The 17051-nt window shown below is 46.1% G+C and carries 11 protein-coding genes; 7 read left to right on the top strand and 4 right to left on the bottom strand.

Going from position 1 to position 17051, the window contains the following annotated elements:
- Window positions 1-211: 211 nt before the first annotated feature.
- On the bottom strand, window positions 212-1675 hold the full coding sequence (gene dnaX, locus AC5JO6_RS01260) for a DNA polymerase III subunit gamma/tau (RefSeq protein WP_496079218.1): 1464 nt from the start codon (window positions 1673-1675) through the stop codon (window positions 212-214).
- A gap of 244 nt (window positions 1676-1919) precedes the next feature.
- Here dnaX and AC5JO6_RS01265 point away from each other — a divergent pair, with 244 nt between their 5' ends.
- The 5 genes from AC5JO6_RS01265 (at window position 1920) to AC5JO6_RS01285 (ending at window position 8014) form a co-directional block, all read left to right on the top strand.
- Window positions 1920-2369, top strand: coding sequence for a hypothetical protein (locus AC5JO6_RS01265; RefSeq protein WP_496079219.1), 450 nt, complete (start codon window positions 1920-1922; stop codon window positions 2367-2369).
- On the top strand, window positions 2366-3034 hold the full coding sequence (locus AC5JO6_RS01270) for a hypothetical protein (RefSeq protein ID WP_496079220.1): 669 nt from the start codon (window positions 2366-2368) through the stop codon (window positions 3032-3034). The genes AC5JO6_RS01265 and AC5JO6_RS01270 overlap by 4 nt, the downstream gene beginning before the upstream one ends.
- A 486-nt stretch (window positions 3035-3520) precedes the next feature.
- On the top strand, window positions 3521-4018 hold the full coding sequence (locus AC5JO6_RS01275) for a hypothetical protein (RefSeq protein WP_496079221.1): 498 nt from the start codon (window positions 3521-3523) through the stop codon (window positions 4016-4018).
- 11 nt (window positions 4019-4029) lie between these two features.
- Window positions 4030-6204, top strand: a complete 2175-nt coding sequence (locus tag AC5JO6_RS01280) for an ATP-binding protein (protein WP_496079222.1) — start codon at window positions 4030-4032, stop codon at window positions 6202-6204.
- Window positions 6191-8014 (top strand): CAP domain-containing protein, encoded by a 1824-nt coding sequence (locus AC5JO6_RS01285; RefSeq protein ID WP_496079223.1) that lies wholly within the window; start codon window positions 6191-6193, stop codon window positions 8012-8014. Before AC5JO6_RS01280 ends, AC5JO6_RS01285 begins: the two co-directional genes overlap by 14 nt.
- A gap of 244 nt (window positions 8015-8258) precedes the next feature.
- Here the strand turns inward: AC5JO6_RS01285 and dnaN are convergent, their stop codons facing one another.
- From dnaN to AC5JO6_RS01300, 3 genes are all read right to left on the bottom strand, one after another.
- The gene (dnaN, locus tag AC5JO6_RS01290) at window positions 8259-9758 is read right to left on the bottom strand and encodes a DNA polymerase III subunit beta (RefSeq protein WP_496079224.1); all 1500 of its coding nucleotides are present in this window, start codon (window positions 9756-9758) and stop codon (window positions 8259-8261) included.
- A gap of 271 nt (window positions 9759-10029) precedes the next feature.
- Window positions 10030-11427 carry an ATP-dependent DNA helicase gene (locus tag AC5JO6_RS01295; RefSeq protein WP_496079225.1) on the bottom strand — a complete coding sequence of 466 codons (1398 nt, stop codon included), beginning with the start codon at window positions 11425-11427 and terminating at the stop codon, window positions 10030-10032.
- 112 nt (window positions 11428-11539) lie between these two features.
- Window positions 11540-13666, bottom strand: a complete 2127-nt coding sequence (locus AC5JO6_RS01300) for a pentapeptide repeat-containing protein (protein ID WP_496079226.1) — start codon at window positions 13664-13666, stop codon at window positions 11540-11542.
- A 477-nt stretch (window positions 13667-14143) separates the two neighbouring features.
- Here AC5JO6_RS01300 and AC5JO6_RS01305 point away from each other — a divergent pair, with 477 nt between their 5' ends.
- Both AC5JO6_RS01305 and AC5JO6_RS01310 read left to right on the top strand, forming a co-directional pair.
- A complete protein-coding gene (locus AC5JO6_RS01305; RefSeq protein WP_190574472.1) occupies window positions 14144-14335 on the top strand; it encodes a ribbon-helix-helix protein, CopG family in 192 nt (63 codons plus the stop codon).
- 280 nt (window positions 14336-14615) lie between these two features.
- Window positions 14616-16148, top strand: coding sequence for a helix-turn-helix domain-containing protein (locus AC5JO6_RS01310; protein WP_496079227.1), 1533 nt, complete (start codon window positions 14616-14618; stop codon window positions 16146-16148).
- Window positions 16149-17051 lie beyond the last annotated feature (903 nt).

Here is a 17051-nt window from a genome sequence, read left to right on the forward strand (position 1 = left end):
TGTCTCACCTTTTCAGTAACGTTCGCTTTGACCTTGTTATCTGGGCTTTTTGGGCTAAACGCACTGTTCCAGTGACCTTAGAACTGTTTAACGATTAGCGACAGAGCGGGGAACTAGCGACGCATCCCGAGGTGTCGTGACCCAAATAACGTTTACTCCTAAGAGTGGTCTGGTCAGCACGGCTTAGGCTTACGCCTGAAGCTCCATCTCTTTAAAGTGGGGTTGCTGACACTGATCTCCCATTCTTGGTAGCTGTGAGCGTTCTGATCAACACGGTCATCGGCTTCGGGCTATGGGTAACTCGCTGAAGCATTCGAGCGATCGCCTGTTGATTCGCCTCAAACTTTGCAAAAGAGGCAGGGGCAACTTCCAGAATTGCCTTCGTTCCTTGTAGCTTGGTCAAGCGTGCCTGGGTCAACAACTTTTGAGTTCCTGGTTTAGCCGAGGCTACAACTTTTTGCCAGAGAGCTGCTAAATCAGTAGGCTTGTGAACTGTGGTCGCCGAAGCTGGCTCAGAGATTGCTTTACGGCTGTGCCCATTTTTGCCTACTGCCTGCTTTGCCTCTGGAGAGTTAAAGGGAATCGATCTCAACATCGGCATCAAGTTCAGCAGACATGTTTCTAGCCAGACAGCCGCGTTGGTTGTGTTGCGAAGATAGCTCTCTGCTTTCTGTAAGTGAGCCAGAGATTGATTGAGTGCATCAAAATCCCAATGAGTCAAAATCGCCTTCAATTGGCTATAGTTGACAGGGCTGGTAAGTAGCTCTGTTGCCTGGGGAGCCGCTTTGAGGATCAGCAGATCTCGGTAGGTTTGGAGCAAGCTGCTGAGAATCAGTTTGGGCGTTTTGCCAGAATCAACCAGCGTTCGTGCTGATTGGAGGAGTTGAAAGGTATCGTTCGTGGCGATCGCCTCCAGCACTATCAGCAAGTCTGTCGCTGTAACGCCACCCGTCATTTCAATCACATGGTTCGCGGTCACTGTTTCACCTAGCAAGCTAACCTGACCCAAAAGCTGAAGGGCATCCCGTAAGCCTCCTTCTGCAAACCGGGCGATCACCATTAAAGCGTCAGCACTGACAGCGATCGCTTCGGCATCCGCAATCTCCTGAAGGTGCTGGGCGATCGTCTGGAGCGACAGCGCCCGAAAATGAAATACCTGGCAGCGGCTCACAATCGTCGGCAATACCTTATGCACTTCCGTAGTGCAAAGGATGAAGACTACATGAGGGGGTGGCTCTTCAATACACTTCAACAGAGCGTTTTGAGACTGGGTAGTTAATTGGTGTGCTTCGTCAAGAATAAAAATCCGGTAGCGTCCCTGCACGGGTGCAAGACTACTGCGCTCAATCAAGGCACGGGCATCATCCACCCCATTATTAGAAGCGGCATCAATCTCACTCACATCCAGGCTGTTGCTGGTTTCAATCGATCGGCAGGATTGACAGGTACCGCAAGGTTCATCGGTAGGTCCGTCAAAACTCAGACAATTGAGAGACTTGGCAAAGATACGCGCAGTAGAGGTTTTACCAGTGCCTCTAGAACCTGTGAAAAGATACGCTGGGGCTATGTGCAGTCGGTTGATGGCATTGGTCAAAGCGGTTTGAACGTAGGGTTGTCCAACCAGTTCTGCCAGGGTTTTAGGGCGATATTTTTGATGTAAGGCAATGGTGGGCATGGTGATATCGGTTTAATCATCATGGCGATCGCCCCTAGTCAGGGGCAGTTTGCTCCAGCAGAGATAGTTCAAATGGTCAGCGCCCTAAAGCCTTATGATGAGAGCCGTTGTTAAACTCCTCTTGCTCTCTTGAATCGCACCATTCAGCTTCTTCAAGTTCAAGACCAGCAGGTCATCGATGCCATCCTGACAGAGGTGACTGACAAGCACCTTGAGGGATGCCAGAACTCTTTGGGAGCCGATCTTGGAAGGGAGCGGTCAAGACGATGAGTATTGGCACTGGGTAGGTAAGAGCCGTCGATCGAAGTTGCTCCCAGGTGATGAGTTGTACGCGATCGAGTGCGAAGGGATCACCCAAGGGCTGATGATGCTTGATGTCTTAAAAAAACGCTGTCTGATTGAATCGCAGTTGCGACGGCGGTTAGTCTACATCAGTGCTTTGGCAACCGCCCCTTGGAACCGACCTGTCATCACAAACCCTCCGACCGACAAGGGCGTTGGGGGCAATCTGGTGGATTTTGCAGTCGCCCGCAGCCATGAACTGGGTTATCAAGGCAGAATCGGGTTACATGCCCTGCCGGGTGCGCTAGGATTCTATAGAAAGCTGCGCCTTGGACTGCTCGACTGCGGTCCTGATCCTGAAGAACCCGATCACCTCGTTTACTTCGAGACGCTAAGGATAGATGACCCATGACCCAATCGATTCCTGCCAAGCCGAAAGCTACACCCAATGAAGGGACTCGCCATCAGCGCCTCATGGAGTTGATTGAAGCAGAGGACGCTGCCAATGGCGAAGTTGGTTGTGGACGAGATTTGGGAAACAGCCTTGCAGGCTCTTTCAGCACCCGTGAAATTGCACTTGGGGACGAAAAACTGAAGCGTTTCTTGCAAGAGCATTTAGGACACATTTTGATGGAGTCGGATTTTGATGCCATCGCCACTCAGATTCAACGCCAGCTTGAGTCTTTGCTCATTCCGGCTTCGAGTCAGTCCTTGGGTTCTGAGCTTCCGCCAGCTTCAACAAACGTCACAGCACATGTTCCAACAGAAACACTCAAAGAACTATTTCAGTCACAGCTTGCCGAGTTTTGTTCCGAAGCTGCATTAGAACAACTGATTCAGTTTAGCCATCAGATCATCCACAAAGCCGTCCTTCGACCCCGGCATACCTGGTCTAGTCCGATTTGGGTACTGAGAGGCGAGACGCAGATTTACATTGCTCAGGCAGCAGGGATTGAGGAGGCGATCGCCAAAGTCAAGACGCAGCATCCCCAGGAAACTGGAAAATTGGAAGTGATCACAGTCGGAGGTATTTTGGCACCCGATCAGGTGATCTCTCTGGATACAAATTTTTTATAACGTTCTCAGTTTAAGAGGATTATTTGATATAAGTCCAACCGTGATCGTCACCAGCCACAGATGGCATTGAAACGAACTTAAAGATTACCTGTCAGCTCGGTGCACAATGCACGTAAGGATTAGCTTGTGATCGCTTAACTAGCAGAAGTAATTGAACAAGAGGTTGTTGGGTTTCCTTTGTCAACCCAACCTAAGCGATCAGCGATCGCTCTGACTACAGGGTAGATCAAACCACACCAAGCTAAAAAGCATTGAGAGGACACTGTCTCGACCCAAACCTCAAACCATTCAGGTTACAAGCTATGACGCCTATTCCATAGCCACGAAAATACTTTAAAATCTTCTTGTTGAGAAGCCGTACATATCTGAGCTAATTTTACCATAACTGTAGCTTAAGCTACAAAAACTAATGCAAAAGGCTGATGTTACGAAAATCCAATACTTAGAGACTATCACCCAAAGCGCTATCATAGGAGCTTCATAAGAATGCTTTTAAGTACGAGACTCACCGATCTGGAAAAGAATTTGGAGTTGCTGTACCAGAAATTAGGGGCCATGGAACGAAGCCGTATCATGGCTTATGATGCAGAGGCAAAAATTTCTATTGAGCAACGAATCCGAGAGGAAATCAAGCCACAAATCCAGCAAAATGAAGCAGAGTATTGGCAACTTTTAGCTCAAGAAGTAGATTCACTTTTAATTGATGAAGTCGATGCGAGTAGTGCAATTACTGAAGTTATTCAAACGGTTGAGATAATTGAGCAAAATAATACCAATCAATATCCTGATCAGGTGATTCAACTACTGACTGAAATCCGAAATAAGTTGAACGAGCCGGGAAAATCTTCTAGTGCCAAGCTAAAAGCAGCGCTTCCACTGTTACCACCTTTCATTTCCTATGAAGTGGAGCTTGAAACAGAAGGTATCCTGCGGCGTATGTTTCCAACCTTTAGCCGACTTCTTAAAAAAGTTGAAAAAAAGTAGTTGACCCCGATGTGGACTGTCCGTATCGGGGGTTGTTACCTTTCCTTGAACAGGATGCAAACCTCTTCTTTGGGCGAGATCGATTCCTTTTTGGTGATGAGCAATCTAAAGCTGGACTGGTTAAAGCAGTTCAAACACAACCATTAGTAGCTGTGATTGGTCCATCTGGTAGTGGCAAGTCTTCCGTCGTCTTCGCTGGATTGATTCCTCAGTTACGAGTAGAGGGAAATTGGCTGATTGACACCTTCCGCCCACAAAATCAACCGTTTTATGGACTTGCCTCTGCTTTAGTTAGGCTACTTAAGCCTGAGTTAGACGAAATTCAACAGATGAGGCGTTCAGCAGAACTAAAGACAGATTTGGTACAAGGAAAGCTAACTCTGTTACAGGTTACATCAAATATTCTAGAACGCAACCTGGGGAAACGCCTGCTGCTAGTAGTTGACCAATTTGAGGAAATCTATACTCTTTGTCCAGATGAAGAGCAATACCAATTCACTGACATATTACTAGATGCGATTAACCAAGATAACTTGACGCTTGTACTAACCTTACGAGCAGATTTTTACGGTTACGTTCTTTCTAACCGTCGATTGCGAGATGCGTTACAGCGATTTACGCCGCAACTTCTCAGTTCAATGAATCGAGAAGAACTAAAATTTGTTATAGAAAAGCCTCTTGAAAGATTGAACATATCATTAGAGTCGGAACTGACTCAGCGGATCTTAGATGATGTAGGTAGAGAACCTGGAAATCTACCTTTATTAGAGTTTGCCCTAAGTCGTCTATGGAAGAAGAAACAGAATAGGAAGTTAACTCATAGTGCTTATAACGAAATTGGCGGTGTCAGAAAAGCTGTAGCGAATCATGCAGCAGACATCTACAGTCAACTTAGTGAGGCACAGCAAAAGCAGGCACAACATATCTTTGTCCAATTGGTGCACCCAGGGGAAGGAACAGAAGATACTCGCAGATTAGCAACTCAAGCAGAAGTGGGAGATGAAAACTGGAGTTTGGTTACTTATCTAGCTAGCTACAAAGCAAGGTTGGTCGTAACAGGATGGAATGCCATAATCAATGAAAATACAATTGAGGTCGTTCATGAAGCTTTGATCCGAGAATGGAAGGATCTTCAGGATTGGGTAGCTGCTGACCGTAAGTTTCGTACTTGGCAAGAATCTTTAAGATCTTCAATACATACCTGGGAAAACAGTGGATTAGACAAAGATGCACTGTTGAGAGGACTACTTTTAGTAGAAGCTGAAGATTGGCTGGAAAAAAGATTTAATAAAATGAGTCTTTCAGAGAAGAAATTTATCCAGAAAAGTCAGAATCAGCGTAATGTAGCTGAAAATAAGGCAAAATTTACCAGATATGGATTTGCCACTCTTGGTATCATCCTTGTTACTCTTGGCTTATTTGCTCAACGTCAGTTTTCAGCGCTTCAATCTCAAGAGAATCTAACTACCGCCCTTATTACAGGTGGTAGTTCATTAACTTCAGAATTAATGTATGATATTTTACCTAGAGAATTACAGATAGCAAATCAAAAAGTTAACAACAATCGCATTGACGAGGCGATTGCATTTTATAAAGCCACTCTTACATCAGCTCAGAATTTTATAGATGCTGCATCCAGAAAAGAAAGTAAGTTTAAAGAAAAAGATACACAAGCAATTAACAGCTTTCGAGATACTGCTGAAAGCTCACTAGCACAGATAATTAAAGCTCATTATCTTCCAGAGCTAGAAGCGGAATTAAACACTCATAAAACCGACCGTGAATTCGGCAAACTAAAGGAAAACTTACCGATAACTGATTTTGAAAACCAGTATACAGAGGGACCCTTAAAGACTACGTATAGAATTTTAATGCGAAAACCTGGACTAGAAGCGGATCTAAACAAAAATGGACTCTTAGATGCAACTGAAGCAATTTATCTTCCTTGCGAGACATTGAAAGAAATTGAATTAATGTGGCGACGTATTACTGATTGGCGGTGTGGCTTTTACGATCAAACTAATAAAAGCAAAGTCAACCCGGAAGGAAAATACTATGCAGCGGAAAGTTGTACAGAGCTTTCACATATGACATTGACGGAGCGAATATTTCCACGCCCTATTGCTGCTGCTGTAGATCGAATCAAAAGTTGTAAAGTTGAGGAGCTAATACATGAAGATAATTAGATTTTTAGAGATTACTATCTTGTCTTTTAGATCTCTTATTGCAAGATTATGTTTTCCCCATTTTTCTAGATATCATACGGTTATACTATGTACTCTTTTACTGTTAACTGTAATAAGTATAAAGAGTCTGGCTGATCCACCTTCAGCGGCTCGTGTGATTAATTTTCAAGGAAGTAGAAGTGATTTTTGGATACATCGACACCCTAAAGATAGAGGTATAGGTGTTGCGAAAGGGGTAGAAATGAAGAATGGAGGCTCTTTATCTGTACCAACTAAAGATTACTCGGCATCCTTTGGATTTGTAACGCCTGACGAAAAGTATAAAGGAGTCATAATTCAAACTTACGATAAAGGCACTTATACTTTCCCCTGTCAAATTCAAGGACATTTTATAATTGCATGGAGCGGAAAAGGTGGTAGAGCTTGTAGTGCTAGTAGGGATGGTATTCGTGATGCTGGTGAAAATGATATTCTTCGTATAGAGCATTCCTCAAGTAAGACTCTCTCTCATTTACCAAAACCTGTTGAAAGAGCGGCTAGCATTATTGGACTGGGCAACAAGCAAAACTCTGATAAGCAGGGAGATGATAATCTAGCGATCAGTCCTGCAAAAGGACAAACACTACTCCGAACTTCTAGCAATATATCTACTAGTTATGACTATGCTAATTATCGGGATGTCCGACCTGATAATTATGATTTTGAGTGTGCTACCAAGAACTCTGCTGGATCTGCACAAACATGTAGATGGAAATGCACGACTGAGAACACTCCATCTGGAGCTGTACGAGAATGTGTATGGAGTCCAATGTCTACTACAACTGAAAACGTAGATAATCGTTACAACTATAGATATAAATGCATAGTTAGAGACACTCCATCTGGATCTGGAAATACACCGGGATCATGGAGCTGTACATGGGATTGGAAACCAATTCTCACTGAAAATGTGAGCATCGAAGCCTTTGAAGGCGACATTTTAGTAAAATCAAAAGAAAACCCAAAAGGAGCACAGGTTAAGGAAGGACAAAAGTTTTCTTACCCAGGTGGAAAAGTGGATTCCATAAACGTTGGGAAAGAAGCTAATACCTGTGAAATGTTGAAGTTTCTCAATGCAGCTTATTGGTCATCTCCCGAAACTCCAAAGTCAGTTTCTGATAGCATAGCTGAACAACTGAAACAACATCGACAAGCTTTAGGAGTATCAGGTCGCCCTCCTACTAATCTCTCAGCACTAGAGAAAGGCGTTATTAACGAGATAAATCTTGCGCGTACTAATCCTGGGGGTTATGCAAAGCTTCTTGAGTCACAGAAACAATACTTCCATAAAAATTGGTTAAAACTCAATGGTGAACCGCTGATCCCTACTGATAAAAGAATTCGTGCTGTGGATGAAGCTATCGATTTTGTTCAATCGAAGCAATCTTTGCCTGCCTTCAGTGTCTCTACAGGTATGTCTAGAGCTAGCCGAGATCATGTAGAATACCAAGGAAAAATTAGTAAGAATTTTGGACATACTGGCGATGACGGTAAGGGCTATGAGTACAGGTTACGTCGCCGTGGTTCTGTTGGATGTGTAGAGGGTGAAAATATTTCCTATTATGATCCGTCTACAGTAGGAACAGCAGTTCCTGAAGCTAGAGTTGCCGTTATGGAATTTCTCACGAGAGACGGTTTGCGAAAAGCAGGTGAACGAGATAATCCTTTTAACCCAGATTTTCAAGTCGTGGGTGTTGCCTGCGGTCAGCATGAATATCTTCGCTTCATGTGTGACATCACCTACGCTGGAGGATTTCTAGAGAAAAATTGAAGAATTGATTCAAGTAGTGGTCAGTCTTGCCTGAAGAACCCAATAACCTCGTCTACTTCGAGACCTTAAGGATATAAGACTCATGCCCCGATGAAATCCTTCTAAGCTAAAAGCCACATTTGGCGAATCTGCTCGTCATCAGCACCTGCTGGGCTTGGTTGGTTGAAGCAGGGTATGTTCCGAATAGCCAAGAACGTTACTCATCCGGAGAAGACTCCAGGATGAGCATAATAGATACAACAGCTTACTCTGGTTGCTTATACAGGGGAAAGAGAAAGTGGCGCATGTCCATCTCTAGCTCCGGATTGTTGAAATCTCCAGCCGGAACCAGCATTACCGGGTAATCCGGTTGCTTCAAATGCATCTTGATCCCAGTACTGGGAATCGCTTTAACCGCTTCTCCCAGATATTTAAGATTGAATTGGATATCCAATGTCATATCTGCGGGAATATGAGCAGTGATGGTTTCATCGCCTTTGCCAAATTCTCGCTCGATGGAGAGGTGAATCTGTTGTGCCGTTCCATCAAAGCGAAACTGAATTCCTCTCTCTTTCTTGTCGGTCAGCACCGATAACCGTTCCAACGCTTTGAGGAGTCCTGATTTCTCCAGCACCACTTCCTGGTCAAAACTGTAGCGTGCCAACAGTTGCTCACAGTCTGGATATTGCCCTTCAATGCACTGGCAGCTCAAAATAACGTCTTGCCATGCAAAACTAGCACGGGTTGCTTCCGCATCGTACAGCAGTTGAATCGAGTCAACAGAATCAGCCAGGTTACGAATCAGTTCCTTCAGCGCTTTGCCGGAAATCGGAAACTGGGTATGTTCATCGGCTCCTGATCGCTTACGTCGTTTTCTACCAGCGCCCTCTGTTGATAATTCTGCGATCGCCACTCGATGACCGTCTGTTGCAATGAATTTCAGGGCATTTTGCCCAATCTGAATATAAACACCTGTCAAAATACGCTTGGTTTCATCCGTGCTAATCGCGTACAGCACCCCTTTCAGTCCTTCTCTCAACACATTGGTCGGTAGGGAAACTGGAGCCGCTTTGAGTGTTGCAATGGGCGGAAATTCCTCAGCCGGAATCCCTCGAATCTCATACTTCCCATCAGCATCCGACAGCGTAATGGAGCAAGTCTTAGTCAGTTGCTCCTCTTCCGACGCTGGCTTTGTGACCTGCACCTGACTGTTGAGCGTGATGCTACCTGCTGGAAACTGTTTGACCATCCCTGAAAGCATCTCAACAGGTGCTGTAATTTCACTGCCCAAAAGCACCTGTGCCTCAAAGCTTGCCTGAATCGTCATTGCTAAGTCGGTTACAGTCAGATGAACCTGTTGGGCTTTAGCATCTGCCACTACCAATACATTTGCCAATACTGGATGGTTAGGTTTTGCTGGGGCAGCACAACTTGCGATCGCCAGCGCATCATGAAACTGACTCTGCGAACAAATCACCTGCATCCCTTGTTCCGTTGCAGGTGTGTCCTTTGGCTGCGATCGAGCTGCCCGTTTTCTCGCTGACTTCTTGGGCACAGGCTCTGCCGATACTTTAGGCTCAGCAGAATTTTCAGGCTCCTCGACTGTTGTTTCCGCTTCAATCGCCTCTGGTGCGTCGGTAGATTGCTCCAGAGAAGTGAGTTTTCTGGGGATACGCTGTGCGATCGCAGCTTCAGAAGTCGGTTGCTCAGCCTGCTTTTTTTGCTTTGCAGTCTTGCCCCTCGATCGTTGTAATGCTTGAGTCATAATCAGTGTCTCTGATTGAATGGTCGTCGAAGGATGCCTGCGTTAGCAGATGAAAAATGCCAAAGACCTATGACTCAAGCTTCTTGGTAGAATGCTTAAATCTCTTAGGGTATAGTGTGAAGCCAAAACGCCGTTAAGTATTCCCTAAGTAAGCAAGGTTGTTGGAAGCAGATCATCATGGGTGAATCCGCTATGTGGCTTCTGGCAGTTGGTTTTACTTAGGGAATACTTTGAGGTGATTCTGTCTGAAAGCATTCCCTAAGTAAAAATCCTATGGCACAACCAGAATCCGACACCGAGCACGGCTGGCTCCGACATACCATAAGCGATTGTGCTCCCTCACCTTTGCCAACAAGTCTTTTGCCGTATCACCACGCTCAGGGGTAAGCCGTTTACTTAGATCCTGTCCATCGACACCACCTTCTAGAAACGTACTCCCCTGGCTATTGTGAACCGTAATGGCAAAGCAATTTCGCACATTAGCAAACTGTTCTAAATGGTGATAATAATCGCGCCATAGGAATGGATTACGTTTGGCGATCGCCATCAGCCGACGAGCTTCTACATCAAATCGGTTCTGCTCATCTTCATGCAAAGCATAGATTTGACGTGTGACACCATCATCGGTTGCAACCTTTAACCTCCAGGCTTTGTAATTGCTGTAGCGATCTTCTGAAAACTCCTGAATCGTGAACTCCGTTGAAGTGGAGAGGATAATCGTTTTACCATCAGGAGCTAAAACCGGATCGCGCGTGATCAGCCGTTCACCGGGAATAAACCGAGTGGTAGCCTTACCATACAGATGGTTGCGGATCTTCTGGTTATAGTAATCCACTTGCGCGTTTGTCCAGCTTAGAATTCTGAAGCAATCAGGGTTCTGGGTAAACTCGCCAGAGATTTTCTTGAAGGCATATTTGAGGAGCGATCGCCGTTTTACCAGCAATGAACCGTTACTCTTATCTGGTAGATACTTTGCAAATGGCTCAAAGGGCGCTTTGCTCTTCGTCACTGAATAACGGCAAGCCGTGATAAATTCCAACAGCGGACTATCTGTGCCCTGGCGCACCACTTGAGTCAACACAGCTTTATTGGTGATGTTAAAGGCTGGCGATCGCCCTTCATTCACCGGGTTAAGCTGAGCCGGATCGCCCATCAGAATTATTTTCAGCGGATGCCACGTTGATGTTCTTTTGGATGCTTCCTCAATCCAGTGCCAGAGCTGCTCTCCAATCATGGAACACTCATCAATGAATACAACATCGAACAGCCCAATGTATGACGTTCCAGTCGGTGCCAGCACTTTTTCGTTACCTCTGGAAACCATGCCCAGTCCCAGCAATTGATGAATCGTGAAGAAGTCTACGCCAGTCACCCCGTTTTCTAGAGCCATGCGTTGCAACACACCAACAGCCTTATTGGTGGGGGCGGTCAGAACCACCCGTTTCCCCTGGCTAACCAGAACTTTGACTAATTGAAACACGATCGTTGATTTTCCTGTGCCAGCAAAGCCAACTAAAAGAAACAGGGCAGCCGTGACAGCCGATTGCAGGAACGTCCACATTGCATCCAGAGCTTGACGCTGTTGCTCAGTCAGTTGAAAGGGGAAAGAGCCAGCCGGGGAGGAAGCAGGAAGGGTTTGCATCATTACGACTCCGCTAATGTCATCCATAAATCGGCTTGACACAGCGGTAGCTGGTTATTTGGGTCTTCTCGAAATCAACGACAAAAACCCCAATATCTTTACGTGATGCGGTCAAACTTACATTGTGAAGATCGTAGTGCTACACAGGAAATCCAAGAGCTTTCAGGATCAATGGCAACAGCTTGCTACTTGCCTCTACGATCTTGGCAGTATCAGGAAGGCTCTTCAGCGTCGCTTCAAACATTTTCTTTGCTCTTCGCGCCAGCCCTTCTTTCTGTGCTGGTTCCTCGGTTTGCTTTGCCTCTGCCAAGTTTTGCACCTGTTCTAGCAAATCGGCTTTGTCAGCATCGGGTAAGTCAGGGTCAGCTTCGATCACTTCCTTCAGTTGTATCAAAAGCTGCTTCAGATCCGGCTGATCGGGGTTAGAGGTTTCAGGTAACTGATTAATGGCGTTGGTGACATTGCCACTGATTGCGCCCAAGTTGATGGTTGAGCCAGTGACATTGCCACCAATATTCACAGTCTGACTACTGTCATTACTATTGCTCATAGTCTTTACCTCTGCGATCGCCTGTACATGAATTGGTTTCTTTGCCTGTAACTTAATCACCTCCCACATATTGGCACTATCTTCGCGGTAACGGGAAATTTCGCCTTCTTTGGCTTGCAACTCTGCCTGATACCTTGCCTCCAGCGCTTTAAGAGCAAGCTCATACTGCTGATTAAACTCACTGTGGATTTTTTCCTTATTGGTGTCTGTCGGTACGCTGACTCGCACCACCACCACGCCATCCCCTTTGTTTTCGATGCTCTGAATTTCCAGTGGAGTGTCTTCATTTTCCACCTGCACTTGCTGGAAGGCAGCCACGAATGCTCTCCAATCCACGCCATTACGAAAGATCAGATCGACGGTGCTGAGGACTTCTTGAAACAGCTTGGTGAATTCTCCGGGAGCAAAATCACCGCTGCTAGGGCGACGTTCTTGCTGGTTCCGCAACAGGTAGACGTATTGGCAATCCACGTTATCGAGTTTAGTATTGTGGTCAATATTCCAGGCTTCCAGACAAGATCCAGTGAGAGTTGCTCCGCTGAAGTCCGTATCGAGAACAAGGCTTTCGGTTAGATTGGTATCTTTCAGATTGGCATGATGCAGTGTGGCACAGGTCAAATCCGCCCAAGTTAGGTTTGCATGTTCCAAATTGACCCCATCCAGGTTCGTGGCGCGGAGATTGGCATCAATATAGGATTTCTTGTAGCCATTGCGGGTAACAAGTAACTCACGCACAGCAGGGTTTGTTAGGATAGAATTGCCAACTCTGGCATAGTCCAGCTTTTTAGCCGCTTGCCAATTGACCCAATTTAAAACCGTTTGGCTTTCCAATCGCTTTCCCTGACGATCTTTTTTCCATGTGTTCATAAAGTTCGTGCTTTTTAGGATGGCATGATTGAAATTGACATGGGTGAGATCGGCACCACAGAAGGATGTGCCCCCAGTTGTACGAAAGGCAACCCCAAAGGTACGGACAATCGAAAATTTTCCGTCGCCCTTAAAGGCGCGACGACTACAATAGGTGCCGAATAGAAAATTTACGATGGAAAAAGCTATAACAAAAGCAACAGTGATGGCTATATTGACAGTAAAAGCGACAACGCCAGCGACAGTAAAAGCGACGGTGACAGATCCAGCAAAAGCACCAGCAAAAGCACCAGCAAAACTGAAAGCGCTAACAAAAGCGATAACGCTACTTACCACAACAGAGAAGGCAAAGGTAAGGACGGCAGCGACAGATCCAGTGAAAGCAAAATTGACAGCGATAAAGCCAGTAAAAGCAAAACCAAAAGCTATCGAAATTGTGCTGAATGTTCTAGCTATGAAGCCCTGACGTGCAATAGTAATAAATGTGATTATCATCAATCCTAAGGCGACGATTCCGGCGATGAAATAGGTTTGTCTATCCAAACTATTGTCGGAAAGAAAAGTTCCAATGGTTGCGCCTGGAAATACAGATAAGATTCCAGCTAGGGCAGACACTATAAATGCAAGCCCCTGTTGTATCCACCACCAGCGTTTTTGCACACCCGCCTTCGCATTATTGAAGTTTGTCCCTTTTAGAATCGTATTGGTGAAGTTTGTTCCCCGGATATCTGCCTCGCTGAAGTCTGCGCCTGAGAGATCCTGTCCTTTAAACGACTGCCCCCGTAGGTCAATGCGGCGAAAGTCTCGTTCTCCGGCAGCGTAGCGTCTCAAAACTTCACTGGCTTTCATAGGGCAGATGACGGTAGGGCTATGACTTGATACAGCGATAGCACAAAAATTCTCAGAAATGGTTATTTTTTACTGTAATTTTCGAGTTCCAAACCACATGATCTAGGTTCTAAAGAGCAAGCTTCGGGTTCTGAAAGACAAGCTCCGAGCTTAAGAGTGCAAATTTCGACCTCCAGACTCCAAGTTCCGAGCTTGGAAGTGGAAGCTTCAGGCTCGGAAGTCCAAAAATTAGATTTTGAAGGTCAAGTTCCGGGCTTGGAAGTCCAGGCATCATGCTTCAAGGTGCCTGTTCAGAGCTTTGAAGTCCAGTGATCGGGTTCTAACCCACAATAATGAGATTTCTCTGGTAACGCTTCGAGCAGTAGAAATTTGAGATTATTGCGTGCCTGAGGAACAACTTTATCCAAGTGGATAGTTCTGGTCTATTATTCTTGGCAGTCCGTGGTAATTTCTTATATAAGATTAGTAACCGCAGCTATGGAGACTCAAAAACCGAAACGGAAAGGGCGAGATCAGCTCTATGGGGAACTCAAGAAGCCGACCATGATTGCACTCACTCCCACCGGAGTTGAAAAGCTGGATGAGTTAGCCGCTGCATTCTCTCTGTCTCGTTCCGAATTCATCGAGCGCATTGCTCGGGGAATGCTTTCCGTACAAGGAATCGAGTAAACCCAACTTGATGATGGAGACTCTAAAAACCCATGCCCTTTAAAGCTTGAAAACACCAGGAAATCGTCTTGGCGGGTGAAGTCCTGGTGCCTTCGATGCTTTGGTCAAAGCCAGAACGACCATATCAACGATATGCCCTTCCCGGTTGGATAGGTTGCGACCTGCCCATTAATGACAGGTTAGCAAATTACTCGATCCTTGAAAAGGGCAGAGGTTCTTACCCCGTAAGAATCTAGATATGGCGTTTTGGTTCCATGTAGTTCTTTTCAACGATTGAGCCATGATACAACCCAAACCCAACGATCGCGAGGACAGCGCTCCCCTCCTCGAAGCCTCCACCCAGTTAGAATTAACTGAAGTAGAAGTGCTGCCCTCTCAGTCCACCCGGACTAAAATCCGCAAACCGCGCAACCTGCCTCGAACGGAACCACCGCTATTCACCACCAAGTCAATGGAGATGATTGCCAGTGGAGCACCTGTTATCAGTGCGACGCAGGCTTTTTTGAAGCCGCCAGATTGGAGCGAGTATGGGCAAGAACGCCTTTACTTCCAAAAACACTTTGGCAAAGGGCGCTACATTGAGTTCTACGTCCTGAACAAGCAGAAGCACCAGGCAGAGTCGATTTCTACGCAAGCAGAGCGTGAAATCCTGGAGCAGTACGGGGTCATGGCAGCTCGTCTCCATGCGGTCTTTGCTACCTATGCTTCATTGCAGTCTGAACCCTGGAAAGAGCCGTTTCATCTGCTCGGTACAGACCTGATCAAAACGCTTAAGGTTCACAACAGCAACAAGTTCACCAAGTCACAGAAGCTCAAGGCAGTGGCTGACCTGGCGTGGGTTGTCGGGACGCTAGGTGCGGTCATCCACTGGTTTGAAGGCGACATGGATCTCTGCGTGCGGGAGCGGAGCTTACTGTGGATCGTCAGCGTCCAGGAATACACCCAACCCAATGTTGATGGGGAATCCGAGGAACTGCATGAAGTGGTGATCCGGGTGCAACCGGGACTCTGGACCCATAGCTTCCTGAACCGGGAGGGCGCACAACAGCGGAAAGCCCTGTATCAGTATGGACTGATCCCCAAAGAAGTCTTTGATATCGATCCCCACCGGCGCAAAATGGCAACCAGCATGGCGCTGTATCTAATCCAGAATAGCCGTTCCCGCCCGAATGGGGTTTATACCGTTGAAAGTCTGCTGGAAAGTGTTTTGCCCAGCAGTGACATTGAGAAAGCATTGTCCGATCGCCGTTATGGATGGAAATTGAAGGAATCGGTAGACAATGCCCTGCTCACCCTCAAAGACAATCTCAAGATTGACATTGACTTCGATGATGAAACCTACCCCCTCTGGCTCAGACCCGTCTGGAGCCTACCCGATGAAATAGCAGACCTACCCACAAAAGAGCGAAACCAGCAACTCTTGGGGGCAAAATGGTTACCGGATAGCTACATTTCCAAGCATTGGTTTCCGGCAAAGCTCACCTTCCGGTTGCCCATGCAGATCCAAGAGTGTTTGGATGAGCTTGAAACCAGACGAACAGAAAAGACCAGTAGAGGCTCATCAGGTGCCAGTTCTACGCGCAACAAGCCCAATAGAACCGTCAAAGGTAGCACAGCTAAAGCCCTACTGCCTGCGGCTGAACTGAATGGCATGACGGTGAAAGCTGCCCGTCAAGCAAAGGGGTGGACTCAAGCCCAACTTGCTACCACGATTGGCAAGAGTGTCAGTTGGGTGAAGCTAGTTGAGAGCGATCGCCGTCGTGCCGTTGATGAAGATCAAAGCTTGCTCCGTCAGGTTCTTGGCATCCAGTAATGCAATCGTACTTGGTTACAAAGCCTGTAACCCTACTGTAACTACTGATAAACATAGGTTTTAAGCTTATGTACCCCCCGTTAAAGTCCCATAGTTGTGACATTAGCATCCCCCTACGGTGACTTAATTCAGCGGGTTTGGCGATCGCTTCTCCTTGTAACCCTCTGTAACTATTGATATAAAAAGGTTTCAGCCAGATTGGTCAACTTAAGCTTCCCCTTTTGATGACATCAATACCCCCTGGTGGTGACTTGAGTACGACTCAGACTTAAGTCTTGGGAGAGTTGGTTACACCCACATCTAGCGATACTCAAAGAAGAAATCCGCTAGATACAGCAATAATTCAATTGAACTACGCCAAATACAGCAGCGCATTAAAACAATGCCACTAAATCTAGAAACCAAAACTTGCTGTTCTGATGTTCCTGTAACCTGATCGTAACTCCGCTGTAACCATTGCTATAAAAGGCTTTTAGCCACAATCACTGATAGTTACAGTCCCCTAATTGTGACATCAGTCTCCCCCACTCGTGACTTGCCAGTTAGCCTCAAGTCCCAAGCAGTTGTAACTCTCCTGTAACTAGCATCAGATCTAGATTCCAGATCATTTTGGTTACAAATCTGCGGTAATAAGCTCCTCTGGATGGGACTTTAATTTCCTATTAGCGTGACTTCAGTATCCCCTACAGGTGACTTTACCTTCCTCTTACTGTGACTTTAAATTTTCAGAATGGTTATGGAGCAAGCTATTCCAGAATGGTTACATGTCTGATCAGATCAATAAGATCGATCAGCTTGTAACTCCCTGTTTTGTGGAAACAGGGAGTTACGCTTTAAACGCAAAAAGACAAAAAACTCACCCGCCACCCCTGTTTTGCAAATTTATCCCAGTGATCGTCTTTG

The organism is Tildeniella sp., assembly GCF_059505325.1.

What these genes read in the sequence shown, in the direction of transcription:
- dnaX (WP_496079218.1), bottom strand. Translation starts at nt 1,675, where the DNA reads ATGCCCACCATTGCCTTACATCAAAAATATCGCCCTAAAACCCTGGCA.
- AC5JO6_RS01305 (WP_190574472.1), top strand. Translation starts at nt 14,144, where the DNA reads ATGGAGACTCAAAAACCGAAACGGAAAGGGCGAGATCAGCTCTATGGG.
- AC5JO6_RS01285 (WP_496079223.1), top strand. Translation starts at nt 6,191, where the DNA reads ATGAAGATAATTAGATTTTTAGAGATTACTATCTTGTCTTTTAGATCT.
- AC5JO6_RS01300 (WP_496079226.1), bottom strand. Translation starts at nt 13,666, where the DNA reads ATGAAAGCCAGTGAAGTTTTGAGACGCTACGCTGCCGGAGAACGAGAC.
- AC5JO6_RS01295 (WP_496079225.1), bottom strand. Translation starts at nt 11,427, where the DNA reads ATGGATGACATTAGCGGAGTCGTAATGATGCAAACCCTTCCTGCTTCC.
- AC5JO6_RS01310 (WP_496079227.1), top strand. Translation starts at nt 14,616, where the DNA reads ATGATACAACCCAAACCCAACGATCGCGAGGACAGCGCTCCCCTCCTC.
- AC5JO6_RS01270 (WP_496079220.1), top strand. Translation starts at nt 2,366, where the DNA reads ATGACCCAATCGATTCCTGCCAAGCCGAAAGCTACACCCAATGAAGGG.
- AC5JO6_RS01275 (WP_496079221.1), top strand. Translation starts at nt 3,521, where the DNA reads ATGCTTTTAAGTACGAGACTCACCGATCTGGAAAAGAATTTGGAGTTG.
- dnaN (WP_496079224.1), bottom strand. Translation starts at nt 9,758, where the DNA reads ATGACTCAAGCATTACAACGATCGAGGGGCAAGACTGCAAAGCAAAAA.